The following is a 21876-nucleotide window of genomic DNA, read 5'->3' on the forward strand; positions in this document are numbered from 1 at the left end:
TTATTGACTCCGAAAACGGGTAGTTTCCGGAAGATGGATTTGTGGTGGATTACAAAATGTTAAAAAATATATGGAGTAATTTTACATTGCTGTGATGTATCAAGGATGAATTTTAAGTTTGCTCGGCGATGAATAATTTCCGGGACGTTTCACATGGGTATGATAGCAGCGTATCATACCGAATATGATGAAGATAGGAATCTCCTCTGGTAGGGGAGAAGATTCCTTTAATGAATCGGGGTGTTAGTCCTCCATTAAGCACTCTCTTTATCGGATCTGGAATTGACCTCTGTTGTTTGTTCAGCAGGGGTCGTTTCGATTTTTCTTTTCCGCCTTTTTGGTAGATTTTGCTTGGTATGTTCTAACAGAGAACGCAAGCAACAATAAACACCTATGATGAAGCTGCCAGCACGATCAGCGGCTTCATTACGTTAACGGGCAGCAGTTAAAATCAATCGCGGAGAGCCGATTTCACAAGTAGTGGCAAAATTTTTTTGCACCCTGGAAAAGGAGTCTTGGTGTAAGATTACGAAAATTATAGTTGTTTTTAAACAACGATTGATTCAGCCTTAAGGCAGTCAGGAAGGTTAACTATATGTCCACACCTATCATGTCAACTAAATTTTATATCCCTCCGCTTCGGCCGAAAGCGGTTCTTCGTACGCGATTAACCGAAAAACTCAGCATGGGTTTATACCGCAAGCTAACCCTTATCGCTGCACCCGCGGGCTATGGCAAAACAACTTTAGTTTGTGAATGGCTCGCCGACTGTGGGCGACCGGTCGCATGGCTGTCGCTCGAGGAAGGGGACAACGAACTTACACGCTTTTTAACCTGTATAATTTCCTCTCTACAGACAGTTGAGGCAAAAATAGGAGTGGGCATACTTGCTGTGCTTCAGACGCCCCAACTGCCGCCAACAGAGTCGATTCTGACCGCGCTTCTTAATGAGATCACGGCCGTTCCGTCTCCTTTTATTCTTGTTCTTGACGACTATCATGCTATAAATTCGAAACCGGTCAGTGATGCCGTGTTCTTCCTGCTTGACCATCTTCCCACGCAGATGCACATTGTAATGACGACTCGCGAGGACCCGGGTATCCCGCTGGCCCGATTGCGAGTTCAGGATCAAATGACCGAATTGCGAGCAGCCGACTTAAGATTTACGATCTCCGAATCCGAAGATTTTTTGAACCGTATCATGGGCCTTGACCTGTCGATGGATCAAATAGCCTCGTTGGAATCGCGCACCGAAGGCTGGGTTGCGGGTTTGCATTTGGCTGCGATCTCCATCCATGGAGAATATGACGCCGACCGGCTCATTAAGGCTTTCACCGGCAGCCACCATTTCGTCCTTGATTATCTGGTAGAAGAAGTGCTGCAACGACAACCCGAAGCCGTTCAAACCTTTTTGCTGCGGACATCGATCCTTGACCGTCTGTGCGGGTCTCTTTGCGACGACGTCGTGCTCGATCCCGCGGTTTCCGGTAAGACAACTTTAATGGAGCTTGAACGTAAAAATTTATTCGTCGTTCCTATGGACAATGAACGAAAGTGGTATCGCTATCACCATTTATTTTCTGATCTACTCCGCAAAAAGCTGCAGGAAAGTTTTGGGGGAGAGTATATCGCGGAATTGCACAAGCTTGCAAGGGAGTGGTATGAAAACAATGGCTTCGAGATCGAAGCGTTTCGTCATGCCGTGGAGTCCCATGACATAGACCATGCTGCACGTCTGCTCGAAGGCAACGGAATGCCGCTGCATCTTCGCGGAGCGGCAAGTATTTCGCTGAACTGGCTGGAATCATTGCCTGACGCGGAATTGAACGCCAGACCCGCGTTGTGGGTGATGTATGGGTCTGCCATGCTGATTGCAGGCAAGCTGACAGGTACCGAACTTAAGCTGCAAGCGGCAGAGGCCGCCCTGACAGGTGCTGTACTGGACGTTCGCCTCAGGGATTTGATCGGACTGATCGCCGCGACACGGGCTACAGTGTCATCATTGTTGAGCTCAGGCAATACTGATAGCGCAAAACGAAGATTATTGACAGCTGAAGCTGTCATGCAAAACACGCTCCAAGGCGATAAGACCAATGAAATTATCGGATTGATCCTACCTTCAAGCCATGCATGGATAAGCGAAGATCAAGGATACGAGGATGTTATTGTCCAATCGCGCCGTGCGCTCGAGTATCTGCGACCGGATAATATACCCGTTCGGACGGCAGCCGCTTGGATGCTTGGCGTCGCTTGCCAGCGGCGCGGATTTCATCCCACGGCTCGAGAGGCTTATCACGAGGTTATTTCCAATAGCATAACGATGGGTCATCAATTGATGGCAGTGATGGCCATGATTGGACTAGGGCAAATCGAGGAAGCTGAAAATCGGATCCGTTCGGCAGAGGAATGGTACGAAGAGGCACTTCGTCTAGGTGGTGATCTGTCGCTTCCGGCCCTCCGTGAAGCGAAGCTTGGTCTGGAGCGTTTGGGGATGAAGAGCAGCCTGATTGAGCCGCTCAGTCCGCGAGAGATTGAAGTGCTTGAGCTCATTGCAATGGGGCTCTCGAACAGGGAAATCGGCGAGAAGCTCAAGTTGGCCTTGGATACAGTCAAAGGGCACAATCGCAGGATTTTCGAAAAACTCCAGGTGAAAAGACGCACAGAAGCCATTGCCCGCGCCGGTGAGTTGAATTTGTTCTCTAACACCTATAAATCACACTAAAGTGTCTACGGATCCTTACCCTCTTGAGCTATACTGCTAATAAATTAACCAAGAGGAGATAAACATGAATAAATTCGCAAGAATGGCAGGGGTATTGTTTCTGGTGTCGACAGTTGCTTACCTCATAGGAAATGGACTTATGGATTCGGTTCTAAATCACCCTGGATTTCTCGCCAGAACGTATCCGGAAAGAATAAATGTGATTTCGGGGTCATTACTGGAGTTGATAAACGCCATTGCAGTGGTGGGGATTGCCGTGCTTCTGTTTCCAATCTTAAAGAAGCATAACGAAGCATTTGCGTTGGGGTATTTTGGCTTCCGAATCATGGAATCTGCACTACTCATTATTAGTGCAATCGGACCGCTTGTACTCATCGTACTGAGCAAAAGTTATATTTCTGTAGATACTGCCAAGGGTTCATACTTTGAAACGATAGGGAATTTAGTGATAGTTACGCATGACGTGCTTTTTCAAACGGCTATGATTATGCTGGGTTCGGGCAGTTTGTTGCTTTGTTATGTCCTCTATCGTACGAGGCTGGTTCCACGATTTTTGTCCGTCATCGGTCTCATCGGGTATTCGGCATTGTTGGTGAGCGGCTGTTTGACGATACTCGGGCTAGAAATCGGATCTGTTCTATATATTCCGGGAGCAATATTCGAAATCATGTTTCCCGTTTGGGCCATTGTTAAAGGATTCAATCTTCACAGGAATGAATCCAGGTAGACCGGGAATCGAGTTCGATATAGTTTATGACTATGCCACTCAACTAACGGTACACGATAGTTCAATGATTCAGGAGCAGTTGCCGCCACGGCAGCTTGCTCCTTTTTTCATCAAGCTACAGCGCAGTTCAGCGTAACAATATCGTTCCACTTGCGTAAAATATTAGAAAAATATAAGGATGTTAAATGAGGGGAAGCAGGCGAGACAGATCAAATTTCCGAGTAGTAATTAGCTCGATAGCGACATGCGAAGGCAGCCGTTTGGGTCTATAATATGCGATTTGAATGTCATAGGAGGCTTGGGATGCGTCGTAAAAGAGCACTAATAATTGCTTTTACTGGATTTCTAGGTTTACTGGTAGTGTTTCTTTATTTCACTCCTTTTGCAGGAAACATTGTAGAGCATACAAGATTTCAAGGATACGCTAGAAGCATTGGAATTAATATCATAAAAAAATCTCCCCCTCTTCCGAATGCTACTTCAGGACAAACACAAATTCCAGTTATCCAAAGTACATATTGTTGGGGTAATTTAGGCTGTGCAGATTATGCAGATGTAGAAACAATGTTAAAAGGGGTTACTCCTACTACTATAAATCCTACAGAAGACATTGAAATTTCATTCGAATATAAAGTAGCACCTAATAGCTTAATCATTCAGCAATATGTTGATGGAAAACCAATACAAATCCCATTGCAAGGTGGCTCTTTCAGGGCTCCAAAAGAAAAAGGAATATATAAATACCGCATATCAGCAGATTTTTCGAAAGGTGATACATCAGCCGTTTTTGTTATAGAAGTCAGATGATTATGCTAAGCTAACGGAGAACGATAGCTCAAACATACACGAAGGCAGCCGACCAGAAATGATCGGCTGCCTTTTCTCAATTAAACGAAAAGATTAGTTTAATAAGTGATAAAGACCGTCATTCTGCTTCGCTTTCCATTCGGAGCGAAATCATTCATAGCAATAAAAGTCGCAGCTCACCCCGAGTGCCCCCGCGTACGGTCAGACTGTTGGTCAAATACGGTGCTCCCTCTTCCAAGCCGAAGCCGCTTCAGCCCCCGCAAGAGCGGGCGGTCGATCAGGCATTCGAAGACGATTGAAAGTAAGGCGATCGGGGGCACCGATAGCAGAACGGTAAACGCGACCGCGAGCGGGTAGGGAATGGCCGAATGCAGTCGCGCGAATAACCAGCTCGACCAGCTGCAAAGCACAGCGAAATGTACGAGGTAGACGGAAAAAGAAAGACGTCCGAGCATTCTCATCGCCCTCCCCGTCAACAGGTGTTGTACACGCGGGCTGAGCAGTAGACCGAGCAGCAGCAGAAACGAGCCCCAGATGCGGCAGCCGGTCGGATCGAGCGGGAAGCCTTGGCCGACCGGCAGCCAGTCGTACCAGGGGCCTGGCGGGCTGACGTACGGATAGGAGCCCAAGTAAAAGCCGACTGCGCCAAGCGTACCCGCTGCGATGCCGCTACGGCGCAGGAGGTTCCGGAGTGGCGCGCCTGACCTACCAGCGCTCGCGGACCGATCACGCGAAGGCGACCAATCGCAAGCGATCATTCCGAGCCAGAAACCGAGGTAGTACGTATTCCAGGACAGCCCTATCCCCCCCGCGTACGCCAGCAAGCGCGCCAGCCGCCAGCCGTGCCGCCGACTGCCGCCGAAAGCGAGCAATACGGCGAATACCGAAAGCGAGCCGAACCATTCGTAGGTCATCGTCCACAGTACCGGATTGTAGGCCATGCCGTAGCTGAAGAAGGTATGCCAGATCGTCTGCCAAGCAACCTCGGCCAGCGTTGGCGTAACGCTCCACGGATCGGGCATCGTCGCCAATGTCAGCTTTGATGCCTCCGGGTAAAACGACAATTCAGCCGCCATCAGGCACCAGCACAGCAGGACCGATGCGAGCGCCGGCAGCGCCAACCGGAAATAGCGGCGCAGCAAGCTCTCTGCCACTGCCAGACGGTCGCCGCCGCGGAATGACTTCACGCTCAGCACATACCCGCTCAGCACGAAAAACAGGCAAACGGCGAAGTTGCCATTCCACAGACCGTTGAGCGGAGTCTGTGGCGCAAATCGGTCGAACGCCGTATGCGTAAGCGCCGGATTGCGCTCGAACATAGCCGGCAGTAGCACCTGAAAAAAATGCGCCAGCACGACGGCGCATGCTGCAAGGCCGCGCATACCCTCCAGATGCTGCAGTTTCCTCTCCCCGTTCATTTGAAGCCCGTCAGCGCAGAGCCGGATTTCATGAAATACTTCTGCCCAAAGAAATACAACACGATCATCGGCAGCGTAACAAGCGCCGAGGCGGCCATCAGCTGCTCCCATTGCGCTCCATGATCTTGCAGGAAGCTCTGCAAGCCGACGGTAACGGTCCATTTAGCCGCATCGTTCAGATAAATGAGCGGCCCCATGAAATCGGTATAGGTGTTGACGAACGTAAACAGGGCGATCGTCATTAGCGGCGGCTGAAGCAATGGGAGCATGATCTGGGCATAAGTACGCAGCTCGGACGCCCCGTCCATTTTCGCCGACTCGATCAACTCGCTAGGCAGACCGAGCATGAACTGGCGAAGCAGGAAAATATAGAAGGGAGCGCCGAAGAAGCTGCCGATCGTCAGCGGCACAAACGTGCCGACCAAGCCGAGCTTCGAGAAGATGATATACACCGGAATAAGCTGCACCTGGCCAGGCAAAATCATTGTCGCTACGATTAAAGAGAAAATGACGCCACGCCCCTTCCAAGGAATTTTCGAGATGGAATAGGCGACAAGCGGCGCGGACAGGAGCTGCCCGACGATGTTGATCGCGCAAAGCAGCAGCGTGTTGCCCATATAGCGACCGAACGGAATCGCCGACACGGCGTCGGCGTAGTTCGACCATTGCCAATGCTTCGGAAGCAGCGAAGGCGAGACGGCGAATATTTCCTCCGGCGTTTTCAGCGCGGTCATAAACAGCCAGACAATCGGAAACAGGAACAAACAACCAACAAGCACGAGCGCCGCATGTGGCATTATCGTGCGCGTCCACAGTTTCTGTCGCGAGCGAACGAGCCGGGAAGGCGCGGTGGCGGACTTGGATTCCGGATTTATGCTAATCCCCTCCATAATAAACCCAGCGGGCCGATGTTCGAAGTACAAGCAGCGTCAACAGCACGACGATGACGAACAGGATCCAGGCAAGCGCCGACGCGTAACCCATCTTCAAATAAATAAAAGCGTTCTGGTATAAATAGATGGCATAAAAGAACAGCGACTGGTCCGGCCCGCCCATCGTGCCGGAATTCGCACCGCCGCCAAGAATGAACGACTCCGTGAAAATTTGCATCGCGCCGATCAGTCCCATCAAAAACTGAAACAGCAGGATTGGCGACAATCCCGGCAGCGTAATATGCCAAATGCGGCGGTACCAGGCGGCCCCGTCAATCGAGGCCGCTTCATAATATTGTTGCGGAATCCCCTGCAGCGCCGCGAGAAAGATGAGCGCACCTGCTCCCGAACCCCACAGTCCCATCAGGATGAGCGAAGGTTTCGTATAGTGCGGGTCGAGCAACCAGGCCGGGTCGGACAGGCCGAGCGCGCGCAGGCAGATATTGATTAGACCGTAATCCGGATTCAGCAGCCAGGTCCACAAGATCGCGCTTGCCACGATCGGGATGACGGCCGGTACGTAGTAGAGCGTGCGGTAAAAGGTGATACCGCGCACCTTCAGATTGAGCAGGAGCGCGATCAGCAGGCTGGCGACTAGCCCGATCGGCATCGCGATAAACGCCATGTAGAACGTATTGCGCAGCGCCTTATAAAAGTTCGGATCGGATGCGATCGCCTGGTAATTGTCCAACCCGATCCATTGGGGCGGCGAAAACAGATCATAGCTCGTAAAGCTGAAGTACAACGAGCCGAAGAAAGGATATACGGTAAAGGCGAGAAATCCGATAATCCATGGCAGGGCGAAGGCAACGCCCGTCCAGAAGATGCGCCGTCTGCGTTGACGCGGCGTACTTTGCTTCATTGGGCGATCCTGCGTAAGGATACTCATCGCCGCCCGCCTTTACTTGACGAGCGGCTGGATCGTCTTCTTGACGCCCGCCAGCCCTTCGTCGATCGTCGATTTTCCGCGCAGGATGTCATTGACCGCCTTGTTCAGCGCGTCGCTGTATTCGCTGAAGAAAGGCAGAGACGGGAATGATTTCAAATTCGAACCTTTCGCATATTCGGTAAATTCCTTGAAGCCAGGCACCGCGTCGTACGCCGGATCGTCGAGCACCGAGGCGCGTGTAGGCAAATTGCCGAGCGCGGCCGTGAACTGGATTAATTGCTGCTTATCCGAGAACCATTTGATGAACTCCCAGGAGGCGTCGGGGTGCTTCGCGCCTTTCGGGATATAGAGCACGCTCGTGTTAATATTACCGGCGTTTTTCAGCTCGGGATGATCTTCACTGTACGGAATCGGCGCAATGCCGTAATCGAGGCCCGGTGCAAACTGCTTGATAAACGTCGGCAGCCACTCGCCGTCGATCGTCATAGCGTACTTTCCGCTGAAAAACGGATTTTGCGCGGACTGGTATTTACCGAGCGATGCGGAAAAACGATCAAGGTTTTCACTGCCGAATTTATCCCAGAGCTCCTTGGAAAATTGCACGGCCTGTTTGAAGCCGGGATCGTCCGGCGTTACCTGCTTCGTCTCCGGATCCCAGAACTTGCCGCCGTACACCTGCGAGAACGTGTACGAATCGATGCCCGGCCACAAGCCAAGCACCTCGAGGCGTCCGTCCTTCTGCACGACGCTCAGCTTCTCGGCGTATTCCTTCAGCTCCGACATTGTCGCCGGAGGCTTGCTGTAGCCGGCATCCGCAAGCAGCTTCTTGTTGTAGAACAGCATCGTGAAATGCATCGCGATCGGCAGTGCATACGTATGCCCGTCGTACTGGCTGCTGGCAAGCGCACCGGGAATAAAGTCGTTTAAGTCGAAAGCATCCTTGGAAATGTAATTGTCGAGCGGCAACATGGCGCCTTTCGTACCCCAGGCAGCGACGTTTTGGCCGAATTGCGAGGCGATATCGGGCGGGTTGCCGCCGGTGATGGCGGTCAGCTGCTTCTGATAGTCGCTCTGGCTCAAGCCTTTGATCGATATATTCGGATGCGTGTCGTTGAACTGCTTAATCAGCTTCTCGATCGCCTCGCCCTCTGGTCCGGTCCAGCCGTACCAGAAGCTCAGGATCACTTTTTCCTGTGACGGCTCGCTTGTTGTCGGCGCGGCGCTTTTGGAGGCGTCCTCGTTTTCCGCAGTTCCGGAGCTACCGCTGCCGCTGCAGGAAGCAAGCAGCAGGCTCAAGCCCGCCAGCACGGCAAATGGCCTATTGCGTGTAAATAAACGGATGCCCATTGACATTCGAATCCCTCGTTTCCACGATATTTGGCTGCGGTCTTGCTTCACAGTTCAACCCATTCGCCTATCCGCTGCCGCGCCATTCGAGCGGCGTCGATCAGCGCCATCGTCCCGATCGTTTCCGCGGAAGCGACCGGAGCCTCGCCGCTTTCGAAAAAACGCAACAACTCCAGAATGAGTCGCGGAAAGTAATCCGTACATGCAACGAAAAATTCCGTGTTTCCGTTTGCATCCGCGTACGAGGCTTGAAACGGTGCTGCGGCCGACTGCACGACCGTACCCTGCCGCCCGCTGCCATAGTCAATGATGTAGGTGAATAGCTCCGCTCCCCCGAACGCTTTCAGCCGGATTGCTCCCGTACCCATCATGACGGTTAGCATCTCAAAGCTGTGAACGGCATAATTGTCGAATGCACCGCCACCGCAGACAAACGCGGCACGGTTTTCCTTCGCCCGGTCTCGCCGCGCCTGCCACGGCTCCAGCTCGCGCGCAAAACGAAGCGCAGAACTGGAAAACAGAGGCGTACCGTATTTCGCAGCCAGCTCGAACATGCCGACCGCAGCTGAAGCGTCGATTGCAAACGTCTTATCTACGTAAACCGGCTTGCCCGACCGCAGCGCCTCGTCCGCAAGCCGCTCATGATGCTGCGGATGATCGGGGGACAAGACGACTACAGCGTCGCAACGCTCGATTAGTTCGCTTATCGAGGCGGCCCGCTCGATGCCGTGCTCCGTGCACCACTGCGTGGTATTGCGAGCGGGGTTCTTGTCCGGATCGTATTCGGGAGGAGCGTCAACCTCCGCCCAGGCGAGCGCGACGTCCCAGCCGCCGCCGCTTTCCTTGCGAATCCAGCCGGGGTAGTTGTTGGCATGCCATTCATCGAGAAAGTAGTCGATAAAGCCGATTTTTTTTGCTGTCACAGCCGTATCTCCTTCCTTTCAGCCGCCGAACGGTAGATCGCGTCCATCACCTCGGAGGTGATGATCGTTCGGTCGATATGCGCCTGATTGGGAATGCCGCTATGAATGCTGGCGAGGAAGCTGTCGATTTCCTCCTGAAAGGCGTTGGCCATACGGAAGGTCGGTTTCACTTCGTAGAGCGCTCCTTCGCGAGAGGTGTAGTAGGTGAAGCCGCCTCCGTAGTCGAGCTTAACGCCGCCTTTGTCTCCGAGGAACTCAACGAACATGGCGGATTCGCCGATGTTTTGCGCCCAGGCGCCGTTCAGCGAGAGCGTCGGACCGGAAGTGCGAATGAGGGCGGTGACGAAATCCTCTACATCAAAAACGCCGCCGTAGTCGGGAGGGCCAGCCCACATATCGACATAGACGTACTCCTTCAGATTGCGGCCGAGCAGTCCGTGCGCTGCTCCCGAAACCGACTCGACCTGCGGCCCTCCGATCGCATACAGCATCAGATCGAGAAAATGGACGCCCCAGTCGATCAGCACGCCTCCGCCGGACATCGCCTTCGTCGTGAACGGACCGCCGAGACCGGGAATCGAGCGATGTGCACGGAACGAGCCGTAACAATGATAGAGCTCCCCAAGATCCCCGAGCTCGATCATGGCTTTGATCCTGTTCACGGAACTATTGAAGCGGTTAACTACGCCGATGCTCAGCATCCTCCCGCTGCGGCGGGCTTCTTCCTGCATGAGGCGCGCTTCCTGCACAGTCGCCGCCGCCGGCTTCTCGCACAGCACATGCTTGCCAGCGCGCAGGCAATCGATAGCGATCGGGGCGTGAACCGCGTTCGGCGTGCAGATCGAAACGGCCTCGACTTCTTCGTCGTCCAGCATGTCCCGGTAATTCGTCAGTGGAATGGCCCCGTTGCATAGCTCGGTCGCGCTGCGGGCACGCTCCTCGACGGAGTCGATCACATACTTAATTTGAGCTGCCTCGCTGCGGTTATAAGCTGGAATATGCTGGCTGCGGGCGATCGTCCCGCAGCCGATGACGGCTACCTTTAGGCTTGCCATTGCTGCACATCTCCTCCTTTTTGTTGCAACCATCATAGCAAGGATGGAGAGCGCATTCTTTAACCTCGGTTGACGTCGTATTGGTCATTTTTTGCTGTTTTCGAGCCACTGCTTGTACATCGTCGGGGACATGCCGAATTTGTTGCGGAAGGCTTTGCTGAACGTGTGAATGGAACGGTAGTGAAGCCGCTCTGCGATTTGCGTGACGCTCAGCTTGCTGCTCTGCAGCCAGAGAATCGCTTGCTCGAAGCGTTTGCGGTCGAAATATTCCTTAATCGTCAGGCCTGTCTCGCGTGCGAAGAGGCGGGAAAGATACGGATAGCTGTAATGCAGCTCATCTGCAATCATCGACAGCTCGGTAATGCGCAGCAATTTGGAGTCGATGAATTGCACCAGTTCGTAGACGAGCTGCTTTTCTTCGTCGACCTGGGTGTAGGAGGGGAATATCGGCTCGGGTTGCTCGTACAAATTGCGGCAACCAAGCACGAGTATCTGATGCAGGAAGGCGTGAATCATCAGTCCGGAACCGCTGCTAGGATGGTACAGCTCCGCGAGCAGACCGGATAAAGGACGTGCGATGTCCAGCCGATCCTTTACTTGCCGCCCTTTGCGCTGGTCCAACAGCTTCTGCAGCGGGCGAAGCGGGTGATCGTCAGGCTCCCCGGCGAAATCGAATTGAAATCCGACATAGTAATAGCGGAACGGCTCGATAGAGTCGGCGACGCCGTCGTGCATTTCGCCGGGGTAATTGATCAGCAGATCGCCTTCCTTCACCTTGCAGACGGTGCCGTCCGTTTCGTAGACGCCTTTGCCGGAGACGATATAACTGATTTCGTAGCATACCTGCCGGTGTAGGCCGATGCGGTAGCCACCGTGGCAGAATAGATCGCCGACTTGATACAGCTTGACCGGGCCGTAGGAGCGTGGCTCCTCAAAGTATCCTTTATCGAAATGAAATTTGACCGTTTTCTCGCTCGAGTCTTCCATTCGTTTCCTCCCCCGTACTTAACAAGTTTAATTGTGACTGAAGATAAGAAGACACGAAGGCAGCCGGCCTGAAACGATCGGCTGCCTTTGTTCAACTAATGGGCAGGGTAATTGAAAAAGACATGGAATTTTTTGTGTTATTCATTTATTGCATAGTGAGGTGGCGTAACGATGGAGAAAATACAGCTACTAGAGGAATTAAAGAATGATATGCTTCTTGGGATTAAAAACGCCGTTCAGGAAATAAAGCTAAAGGATAATGATGAAGTATGCTATATCGCTCTTATGGGATCTGATTATGAACCAGTTCTGGGTTTGATTACGCTTGGAATTAAATCCTTTCGGGATGAAATGACTATAGAAGAAAAAAAGGATAAGTTCTGGTATCTATGGAACTCGGCGGAAATGCCCGCGAATTACCAAGTAGGTCCCAATAAAGTATCAGAATCTTTTGATGATAAGCAAGCGACATTTGTTAAGCTGGCTGAAGATGATGATTGGGATGAAACTTGGGAATTATGTCAAAATGTACGATTCGAAGTTGCGAATCAGTTAAATAACGTTGATTGGAAAGACAGTTTACCCATTACTGATGAATTTGTTGTTTATTCAGAGTGGGAAGCTATTGATGTTACAAATGGTGATCTAGAAAAGAGCTTACCAGAGGAGAAGCTTTATCTTCTCAAGAAACGGGGTTTGATCTGAAGCATTGCGTTAACGGGACACGATAGCTCAATCATGACAAGACGGCAGCCGACCTGATAACGATCGGCTGCCGTCGTTGCGATAACGGGCAGGATAGTTTAATTTTGGTAACGAATAAATTAAACATCACAAATAAGGAGAGGAAGTAGAAAATGTCCTCTTTTATACCAGTTTATAATAAGTTATACGAATGTTCTGATGTTTACTCGACAAGACCATTTAAGGCAGGTATTGAAGCGAATTTTGAATATTCTAGTGATGTGCTACGGGGGGATGTCAAGCCCTCTGAACCACTTGAGGCTAGACATTTGAGAGGAACTCACACTCCTTCACCTGCCATCTATACCGGCTTTTCTTTATTGCTGCATGATTCGATAATTGAAACGTTTATCCAACACCAAATCACAGGCTGGGAATCATACCGAATAACTCTTTATGGAAAAAACGATGAAATCATCCCCAACTATTCTGGGATTTCTATTACAGGCAGATGCAGCCCAGTCGACTACCACCGCAGTGGAATTGTATACAAGGAATATCCCGGAGGAATCTTCCCTCGATTTAAGGGCAGCTATTTTAAGGATGATGTTTGGGATGGAACGGATATGTTCATGGAGAGCTCTGACGAACGAGGGTATGCCTTGACTCAGTATGTTTCAGAACGGGTAAAAAACATTTTTAATAACAATAAAATTAAAAATTTGCAATTAAACAATCTGACAGAGAGAGAAATTGATGTGAAGATGATTGCACCTGAAAGACTTCCAGAACACTTGAGATAATATTTGTAAACGGGTCTTGCGCTAACGGGACACGATAGTTCAATTCTGACACGACGGCAGCCGGCTTAATAAAGTTGCGAGGTGCTTATATGGCGGAAAACCCGAATCAGAATTCATTAAAAAGAATCATTACAACCGTTGCGATCATTATAGGGGTCGGGTTGATTGGAATCGCCATCCTCAAAATAAGCATTCATCACGACAAATACGATTTATATGACCCTTCTAAACTAGCCCCAGGAGACATTATTGATACAATTAGTGTTCCAGCTGAAATAGACAGCTTATTAGAGAAAACTCAGTCCAAGATGTTTGATCTAATATATCAAGAAAAAGTGGAAAAAGGATTGATAATCCTGTTTAAAGACGAATTCGGTTTTCGACATGCATTTTTCTCCAATAAAATGGAGGTATGGAATATTAGTGGGAACACCGAATTAAGCCCGAAAGAAGGGTTTACTTGGACAATGACTAATGATCCTAACATACCGATATTGACGTTTGCCGGGTTGATTACGGATAAGGATATTCAAACGGTGATCGTTAAACAAAAATCATCAACCAGTCAAGCAAAAATCATTACAACAACCCAAGGGAGATTTTGGTTTACCCATTTTGATTATTTGGAAGGAACTTCTGGACAATCAGACCCCTTAAAATTGAAGCTTTATCAGGTGATGGCAAGGTTATTTGGAAAGAAGGTATATATGATGGAACGTATTATCGAGGAAGAACTTAAGAGAATAGAAGACCTTAGATTTAAAACAGTTTCGCTAACAAAGAACGAAGCGCTTGAAAAGGACATTAGAGCTTACATCCATTTTTACAACTACGAACGGTTGCAGGCAAGATTAGACGGCCTCCGTCCGATGGAATTCAGGACCAAGGCCGCCTAGGTTTTTAATATTTGAACTGTCTACTTGACGGGGTGCAGTTCAATGAACTGTACCTCAATGTTTTTATATTATCTAACAAATAGAGGAGCAGTTTTTTGTCCTGCTGGGGTTAAGAGCATAATGGTGTTCTTAGGTGAAATGAAGTTGTTTCTTTCCTGCAAACGAGCGATAAGCCATCTTCAAGAGACAGCCCAAAAGATATTGACGCCCTAGAGGCAACTTGTTAATATAAATCCATATAATTCTATTGGAATTATAGAGTATCTACGAATCATTGTTGACCGGGCAACCGGAGATCCGCTAGATTCATTGGCAGAATCTTACTTTTGAGTAACAATAAGAGTAGGAAAATAATCCGTAGATCAAAATCGAACCGGTTCCATTATTGCATTTTTGTTTCAAAATTGTGCGTTATCTTAGCGGATGATCAAACGTATATCGAACGGCTTATTTTATTCATATGGAGGAATTGAAATGAAGAGATGGCTTCCGATTTCAATTGCGGCGGTAATGGCTATAGGGACGATTGCAGGTTGCGGGAAAGCGAACGATAATGTGAAAAACCCGGATAATTCGGGGAACACGAGTAACGTGGCGACGCCGTCCGAACCGACCGCCGATAAGGACGATCAATCGAAAAAGCTGGATATCGACATTCTGACCATTAGCTATGGCGGCGCCAATTGGTCTAATGACAGCGCGATTGCTCAATTCCTGAATAGGAAATTCAACGTCAATTTGAATTTCCAGGCGATTTCGCAGGACAATTACGAAGAGAAGTTGAACGTGCTGGCTGCGGCTGGCAACTTCCCCGACGCGTTCTTGGTTCAGAAGGCGGACTACCTGAAGTGGCGGGATAAAGGCGTGTTTTTGGATCTGGCACCCGTTATCGACCAGTACCCTAACCTGACGCAATATTTAGGCGGTAAAGAGTCGCTGCAGTACATGAATCCGCCAGGTAAGATTTATGGTCTTCCCTATTATCAAATTGAAACGCAAACTTCCTTTGGCATCCGCAAAGACTGGCTGGATAATCTCGGCTTGCAACTGCCGACAACGATTGACGAATTCTATAACGTAACCAAAGCCTTCGCTACCCAGGATCCGGATGGAGACGGCAAGGCAGACACTTACGGCTTCTCGGCTTCACTGGTTCAAAATAAGACGGATTTCAAGCATATCGATCCAATTAAAGCGGCGTTTGGCCTGGTGAATAACTGGGGCTTGAAGGATGGCCAGCTGATTAGTTGGCACACACAGACGCAAGAACTCAAGGATTTTGCGGCCTTCTTAAATAAAGCGTACAAGGAAGGCGTGCTGGACAAGGACTTCGCAATCAACAAAGTAAAGGATCCGCAGGACAAGTACGAGACGGCGGGCAATGTCGGCATCGATGATGTCGTGCCCAACAACTTCTATCAATCGATCGTACCGAAGCTGAAGAAAGTCAAGCCAAATGCGGAGACCGTGCAGCTGCTGCCGCCGAAGGGACCGACTGGCCTTCAGGGAACATCGACGAATTCCATCACTCAGAAGGTTGTCATCAACGCCAAGATCGATAAGGAGAAGCAGGCTCGTTTGCTTGATATGTTCAACTACTTCTTATCCGACGAAGGTGACGTTCTGACAAAAAGCGGCGTCGAAGGGACCGACTATAAGAAGGACGGCGACAAATATGTCAAGCTGGATGCCTTCGATCAGGACGGTGCCAATCAAATCTCCACGCTGCTGCTCCGTCGATTCGATCTGCATACTCAAATCCATCTATGGGACGATCCAACGACGGTTAGCAACGTCGATCAATGGTTCAAGAATAACGAACCGTTCAAGTGGGCAGATGCGGCGGCTGGGCTGGAATCGCCGACGGCGATCAAATCGGGGACGACGATTGACCAAAAGTTTATCGCAACTCTGATTAAAGTCATCATGGGCGATCAGCCGATCAGCGACATCGAGCAGGCGGTTGCGCAATGGAAAAAAGACGGCGGCGATCAGATTACGAAGGAATATAACGACGCTTATCAAGCCGCGCAGAAATAACGCCTCCGAGGAGGAACAACATGAGGATGGAAACGGAGGAAGGAGCAGTCGAGCAGACTGCTTCTTCATATGTCGCAAGATCCACAGCCTCCTCGGCTTGGATCCGCGGAATTCCCATTTATTTAATGATTTTGCCGGGATTTCTGTATTTCGTCATTTTCAGGTACATTCCGATGGGCGGTCTTGTGATCGCATTCCAAGAGTACGATCCCTTTCTCGGATTTGTGGATAGTCCATGGACCGGACTGGACAATTTTCATCGGTTGCTGACGGATCCGGACTTCGGGATGTTGTTGCGCAACACGCTGTTCTTGAGCGGGTTGAATTTGTTCTTGTTCTTTCCCGTACCCATTCTGCTCGCCATCCTGTTGAGCGAGGTAAGCAGGACCTGGTTCCGCAAAAGCGTGCAAACGATCATTTACATGCCGCACTTCCTGTCCTGGGTCATCGTCGTCAACATTACGGTCGTACTGCTCGCCACACAAGACGGCGGCATCAACAAGCTGTTTGAGAGCATTGGTTATCACCGAATCGAATTCTTGACGGATTCACGCTATTTCCGCGCCTTGTACGTATTGCAAAATATTTGGAAAGAGTCCGGCTGGAGCGCGATCATCTTTCTGGCGGCGCTGGCCGGCGTCAATCCGATGCTGTACGAAGCGGCTGTGGTCGACGGTGCCAGCCGCTGGCGACAAGTATGGCACATTACGCTTCCGGCGCTGAAGTCCACCGTGATCATCTTATTTATTCTCCGGCTCGGCCAGGTGCTGGATCTCGGTTTCGAGCATATTTTGCTGATTCAGAACCCGGTCAATCTGGGCGTAGCCGATGTCTTCGATACGTATGTGTATCGCAACGGCGTGCTGCAAGGCAATGTCAGCTATTCGACGACCGTAGGCGTATTCAAGTCGGTCATCGGGCTGGTGTTGATCATCCTGGCGAATCGATTGGCCAAAGTGTTCGGTCAAGAGGGGGTTTACTAGAATGGGAAGCTACAATGTCCGCGGCAGCCAACCGACCTTTACGGTACTTACAATCGGCATTCTGCTGATCGGCATGTTGGTCGTCCTGTTTCCCTTCCTATACGTCGTCACGACTTCGTTCGCCCCGAGTGAAGAGATACTGACACGGGGGTTCTTCATCCTTCCCCATCACTGGACGATCAACGCGTATGGATATCTCATAAGTAATCGCCAATTCATGACCTCGTTCCTGAATGCCGTTCACATCACGGTTGTCGGCACGATCGTCAACATGATGTTGACCTCGCTCATGGCTTACGGACTGTCTAAAAGGTGGCTGAAAGGCCGCAAAGCATTAAATATGATGGTGCTGTTTACGATGCTGTTCGGCGGCGGTATCATTCCTACCTATCTCGTCGTCAAGAGCCTGCATCTCATCGATAGTTACTGGGCGCTCTACCTGACCGGCGCGATCGCGCCGTTTCATCTGGTTGTAATGCGCAGCTTCTTCCAGAACATACCGTTGGAGCTGGAAGAGGCAGCGCGAATAGACGGTTGCGGCGAATGGCGGTTGTTCGGGCGCATCGGTTTGCCTCTCTCGATGCCGGCGGTCGCTACATTCACGCTGTTCTACGCCGTACAAAACTGGAATGCTTACTTTAATGCGGTACTGTATTTGAATGATTCCGCTAAATGGCCCTTGCAAGTGTTCCTGCGACAGATGATGAATGAAGCCAATGACAGCATGGAGAACGTATCCGGGGCCTTTGAATACAGTCCCGCCGTGAAAATGGCGGCGATCGTAATCGCAGCGCTGCCACTGATCGTGGTGTATCCGTTTCTTCAGAACTATTTCAACAAAGGAATGTTGATGGGATCGGTGAAGGGTTAGCGGCGCGAAACGAAGCGGGAATTTGCAGACGGGCAGATGATTCTGAATAAAGGAAGGTACATCTAATGGCCATTCAAGACGATTATATCGAGCGGGTATATGCGGGCTGGCTTGCCAAGGTGATTGGCGTCAGGCACGGGGGCAATATCGAGAATTGGACGTATGAGCGGATTGAACGAACGTTCGGCGAGATCAGCGGCTATTTGCACGATTTTAAAAATTTCGCTGCGGACGATGACACAAACGGACCGCTTTTTTTCTTGCGAGCGCTTGAGGATTACGTGTGCGGTACGGCGATTACGGCGGAACAGATGGGGCTAACCTGGCTAAACTACGCACCGGACGGGCATGGCTTCTATTGGTGGGGAGGCTATGGCAAATCCACGGAGCACACGGCCTACCTGAATTTGAAAAACGGCATTATGGCACCGCGCTCAGGCTCCATACAGCAGAACGGTGTCGCTGTTGCCGAGCAGATCGGCGGTCAGATCTTCATTGATACATGGGGGCTGATCGCCCCGGGAAGGCCGGAACTGGCGGCGCATTTCGCGGAGAAGTGCGCCTCCGTGTCGCATGATGGTAACGGCAAATACGGCGGCATGTTTATCGCCGCATGCATTGCCGCCGCCTTTACCGAACGAGACATCGCGCGAATCATCGAGTGTGCTCTTGCGGTCATCCCCGATGATTGCGAATATGCGCGTGTGACTCGCGCGGTAATCGGCTTCTACAAAGCGAATCCGGGTAACTGGCGGGATGCGTTCCATTTCATTAAGGAGCATTACGGTTACGATAAATATCCGGGGCACTGCCACATCATCCCGAACTCGGCCGTGATGATCTTATCGCTTTTGTATGGCGAGGGCGAATTCTCCCGAACGATCAACATTTGCAACATGTGCGGCTGGGATACAGACTGCAATGTAGGCAATGTGGCGACGATCATGGGGGTGCGTGGAGGCATCGACGCGATCGGCGATGCGTGGCGTCGCCCGATCAACGACTTTCTTTGCTGTTCAAGTGTCATTGGCTCGCTGAACATGCTCGATATCCCTTGGTGCGCAACCTATATCGCTCGAATCGGCTACAAACTTCAGGGCGAGCGTCCGCCTGGCAAATGGGCTGATATTCTCGCCGATCCAAGTACGAGATTTCACTTCGAATACCCCGGCTCTACGCACGCGTTCCGGCTTGAGCATAATGACCCGCTGCCCGTATCGGGGTGGATCGAGAACACGACGCAGGCGTCGGCTTCCGGCGACCGATCGCTAAAGGTCGCGTTCGATAGCGTGCAAGGCGGCTGCGCGTACCGGGTATTCCACCAAACGTACTACCGTCCGCACGACTTCAACGACAGCCGTTACGATCCGGGGTTCTCTCCCATTCTATACCCCGGTCAGACGATCGAAGCCAAGGTGCTGCTGCCAGGACCGGCCGGTCAGCGGGTTCAGGCCCGTCTTTATGTCAAAGACGGCAACGCGTGCGCCTATTATTACGGGGAAGCCGTGCAACTGACTGCCGATCGCTGGACGTCCTTGGACTTCTCCATTCCTTTCTTGAACGGCGTCTGTCTGGAGCAAGCAGGCGTCGAACTCACCCCGCTGGACGGCAAAGGCGCCCAAGGACCGAGTCTTGTCGTCTACATCGACGATGTCGCATTCGGAGGGGAGCCCAATTATGCAATTGACTTCTTCAGAGAACGACTGGAGAAGTGGAACGGACTGCACATCGAGGTCAGCCAGATGACGTATCTGCGGGGGATCTGGACGCTGGAGGATGGCGAGTTGAGCGGGAGTTACTTCGGAGAGCCGGCGGAATGCTATACCGGCCAATTGTCATGGGAGAATTATTCCTTTGAAGCCGTTGTCGAGCCGAAGCTAGGCGAACACCACCGAATTAACTTTCGCGTGCAGGGCGGTATCCGCTCTTATGCGGCCGGATTTGCACCGAACGGTAAACTTGCGCTCTACAAAAACGACAATGGCTATCGTGCATTAAGCGAGTGCGCCTTCGATTGGCAGACCGGGAGAGCCGCGACCATCGCGGTCCAGGCGGTGGGAAATCATTTTCAAATCGCTGTGGACGGTGAGCTTCTCTTAGCATATACCGACGTCGACCGTCCTTACTTGTCCGGCATGATCGGATTCTCAAATGCAGAAGGCAGCCATACGCATTATCGGAGCTTCTCGGTCTCCGGTCGATAATTTGCCATAGGAGGTCTATGACGATGAGCCAGTCTAAACAACCGAATATTGTTGTTATCTGCAGCGATCAGCATCATCCTCTTGTCAGCGGTTACCGCGAACATCCTTTTATTCAGACGCCGAATCTCGATGCGCTGGCCGCGGATGGCGCCTATTTCACGAGCGCGTACAGCAACTGTCCCGTCTGCACGCCGAGCCGAATGAGTTTCATCACGGGCAAATATCCGAATCAGATCGATAGCTGGTTTTTGGGCTGCCCGCTCGACCGCGAGGAAATGACGTGGTCGCGTAAACTAGATGAGGCGGGGATCACGTCTGCGATGTTCGGCAAGATGGATTTTTGCGGTGATTATCAGGACGGCGGCTTTAGTGAATACAAGATTATTAAGAAGCGGCCCGCGTTCAAGCCGTACCCACGGCAGACGCCGCTCTATTCGCGGTTGGAAGGGCATGTGCGCGCCGACAAGCGGCAGAACATTGTAAACGCAGGCGTGCGCGAGGATATCGTAACAGACGGAGACACAGGGTATAACAAGGATCTTGGCTTTTACGACCACGACCGGGTCGTCACCGATTGGGCGATTGACTTTATCAGGCGCAAGAGCGAAGGAGCGGGTGGCAATCAGAAGCCGTGGGCTATGTATGTCGGTCTCATGTTTCCGCACTGGCCATATAAAGTCCCGCAGCACTATTACGATCTGTATTACCCTGACAAGGTCGTCATGCCGCATGACGCGCTGTTCCCAAATGACGGCTTGCATCCGCAAGTACGCAACATGCAAGACGCGCTCGGTCTCGGGCATCTGACCGAACCTGAGCTTCGCAATGTCATCGCCGCCTACTACGGAATGATTACGGCGCTGGACGATAATATCGGCCGGATCATCGCCGAGCTGAAGAAGCAAGATCTATACGATAGTACGTATATCGTCTACATGTCGGATCACGGCGAAAACTTAGGCGAGCATGGTCTGTTCTACAAGCAGTGCAGCTACGACGGCTCGGTCGGCGTGCCGCTGATCGTTAAGGGGCCAGGACTGCCTGGCGGTCAGCGCATTGATCATCCCGTGACGCTTGTTGATCTCTATCCGACGATTATGGAAATCGCCGGGTTGGAGACAGAGGAGGATCGTCCGGGAAGCAGCTGGCTTCCGCTTCTCCAGGGCGTCGAGCAGCCGGGTCGTCCAGACTATGCCTTCTCCGAATATCATGGAAACTTTTTTAAACAGGACTGGTACTTGCTTGTCAAGGGTGGCTTCAAGTACACGTACTACGTTAATGACCGTCCGTCGCTGTTCAACCTTCGGGAAGATCCCAAGGAGATGCACGATCTGGCTGAAGACGAGCAGTATCACGACTTGCTAGACCGGATGGAGGCGCTGCTGCGGACCATCGTCGATCCGGAGGCGGTGTCGCTGCGAGCGAAGCATGATCTAGGCTTAATCGGCCCGAATGGCGAGGATTATACGCTGACAATGACTGATCCCGAATGCAAGGAATTGATTAAGCAAGGCGCGTTTGAAGACGAGTTGGAATTCCCCTATTGGGAAGGCGCGCCTGGTATTTGGTCAAAGGAGGAACGATAAGA

At 51.2% G+C, this 21876-nt stretch carries 18 protein-coding genes; 11 read left to right on the forward strand and 7 right to left on the reverse strand.

What is annotated here, in order from left to right; translation table 11 throughout:
* Positions 1-610 precede the first annotated feature (610 nt).
* From BMZ79_RS25925 to BMZ79_RS33835, 3 genes are all read left to right on the forward strand, one after another.
* Positions 611-2722: a winged helix-turn-helix domain-containing protein gene (locus BMZ79_RS25925; RefSeq protein ID WP_256253135.1), complete on the forward strand. Its 2112-nt coding sequence runs from the start codon at positions 611-613 to the stop codon at positions 2720-2722.
* 64 nt (positions 2723-2786) lie between these two features.
* The gene (locus tag BMZ79_RS25930) at positions 2787-3449 is read left to right on the forward strand and encodes a DUF4386 domain-containing protein (protein ID WP_090645910.1); all 663 of its coding nucleotides are present in this window, start codon (positions 2787-2789) and stop codon (positions 3447-3449) included.
* Between the two features lie 303 nt (positions 3450-3752).
* Positions 3753-4256, forward strand: coding sequence for a hypothetical protein (locus tag BMZ79_RS33835; RefSeq protein ID WP_143089092.1), 504 nt, complete (start codon positions 3753-3755; stop codon positions 4254-4256).
* Positions 4257-4432: 176 nt separating this feature from the next.
* Here the strand turns inward: BMZ79_RS33835 and BMZ79_RS25935 are convergent, their stop codons facing one another.
* From BMZ79_RS25935 to BMZ79_RS25965, 7 genes are all read right to left on the reverse strand, one after another.
* Positions 4433-5674: an acyltransferase family protein gene (locus BMZ79_RS25935; RefSeq protein ID WP_218154796.1), complete on the reverse strand. Its 1242-nt coding sequence runs from the start codon at positions 5672-5674 to the stop codon at positions 4433-4435.
* Entirely contained in the window at positions 5671-6471 is an 801-nt protein-coding gene (locus tag BMZ79_RS25940; protein ID WP_256253138.1) for a carbohydrate ABC transporter permease, read from the reverse strand. Before BMZ79_RS25940 ends, BMZ79_RS25935 begins: the two co-directional genes overlap by 4 nt.
* A gap of 79 nt (positions 6472-6550) precedes the next feature.
* On the reverse strand, positions 6551-7468 hold the full coding sequence (locus BMZ79_RS25945; RefSeq protein ID WP_177222345.1) for a carbohydrate ABC transporter permease: 918 nt from the start codon (positions 7466-7468) through the stop codon (positions 6551-6553).
* A 39-nt stretch (positions 7469-7507) separates the two neighbouring features.
* Positions 7508-8848, reverse strand: a complete 1341-nt coding sequence (locus tag BMZ79_RS25950; RefSeq protein ID WP_256253139.1) for an ABC transporter substrate-binding protein — start codon at positions 8846-8848, stop codon at positions 7508-7510.
* 41 nt (positions 8849-8889) lie between these two features.
* A complete protein-coding gene (locus BMZ79_RS25955) occupies positions 8890-9765 on the reverse strand; it encodes a Gfo/Idh/MocA family protein (RefSeq protein WP_090645923.1) in 876 nt (291 codons plus the stop codon).
* Positions 9762-10820, reverse strand: coding sequence for a Gfo/Idh/MocA family protein (locus BMZ79_RS25960; RefSeq protein WP_090645925.1), 1059 nt, complete (start codon positions 10818-10820; stop codon positions 9762-9764). The genes BMZ79_RS25955 and BMZ79_RS25960 overlap by 4 nt, the downstream gene beginning before the upstream one ends.
* Positions 10821-10904: 84 nt before the next feature.
* A complete protein-coding gene (locus BMZ79_RS25965) occupies positions 10905-11807 on the reverse strand; it encodes an AraC family transcriptional regulator (RefSeq protein WP_090645928.1) in 903 nt (300 codons plus the stop codon).
* A gap of 171 nt (positions 11808-11978) precedes the next feature.
* On the opposite strand from BMZ79_RS25965, the gene BMZ79_RS25970 reads away from it, so the two are divergent.
* From BMZ79_RS25970 to BMZ79_RS26000, 8 genes are all read left to right on the forward strand, one after another.
* Positions 11979-12512, forward strand: a complete 534-nt coding sequence (locus BMZ79_RS25970; protein ID WP_090645930.1) for a hypothetical protein — start codon at positions 11979-11981, stop codon at positions 12510-12512.
* A gap of 152 nt (positions 12513-12664) precedes the next feature.
* Positions 12665-13294, forward strand: coding sequence for a hypothetical protein (locus BMZ79_RS33840; protein WP_143089093.1), 630 nt, complete (start codon positions 12665-12667; stop codon positions 13292-13294).
* An 89-nt stretch (positions 13295-13383) separates the two neighbouring features.
* Positions 13384-14190 (forward strand): IS3 family transposase, encoded by an 807-nt coding sequence (locus BMZ79_RS25975; protein ID WP_090645933.1) that lies wholly within the window; start codon positions 13384-13386, stop codon positions 14188-14190.
* Positions 14191-14664: 474 nt separating this feature from the next.
* On the forward strand, positions 14665-16230 hold the full coding sequence (locus BMZ79_RS25980) for an extracellular solute-binding protein (RefSeq protein WP_177222346.1): 1566 nt from the start codon (positions 14665-14667) through the stop codon (positions 16228-16230).
* Positions 16231-16256: 26 nt separating this feature from the next.
* Positions 16257-17213, forward strand: a complete 957-nt coding sequence (locus tag BMZ79_RS25985; protein WP_090645938.1) for an ABC transporter permease — start codon at positions 16257-16259, stop codon at positions 17211-17213.
* A 1-nt stretch (position 17214) separates the two neighbouring features.
* Positions 17215-18084: a carbohydrate ABC transporter permease gene (locus BMZ79_RS25990; RefSeq protein WP_090645941.1), complete on the forward strand. Its 870-nt coding sequence runs from the start codon at positions 17215-17217 to the stop codon at positions 18082-18084.
* Positions 18085-18149: 65 nt separating this feature from the next.
* Complete coding sequence (locus tag BMZ79_RS25995; RefSeq protein WP_090645944.1) at positions 18150-20288, forward strand: ADP-ribosylglycohydrolase family protein; 2139 nt, start codon at positions 18150-18152, stop codon at positions 20286-20288.
* Between the two features lie 23 nt (positions 20289-20311).
* Positions 20312-21874: a sulfatase-like hydrolase/transferase gene (locus tag BMZ79_RS26000; protein WP_177222347.1), complete on the forward strand. Its 1563-nt coding sequence runs from the start codon at positions 20312-20314 to the stop codon at positions 21872-21874.
* Positions 21875-21876: the final 2 nt, after the last annotated feature.

It is taken from the genome of Paenibacillus sp. UNC496MF, assembly GCF_900113915.1.
GTDB lineage: Bacteria > Bacillota > Bacilli > Paenibacillales > Paenibacillaceae > Paenibacillus_Z > Paenibacillus_Z artemisiicola.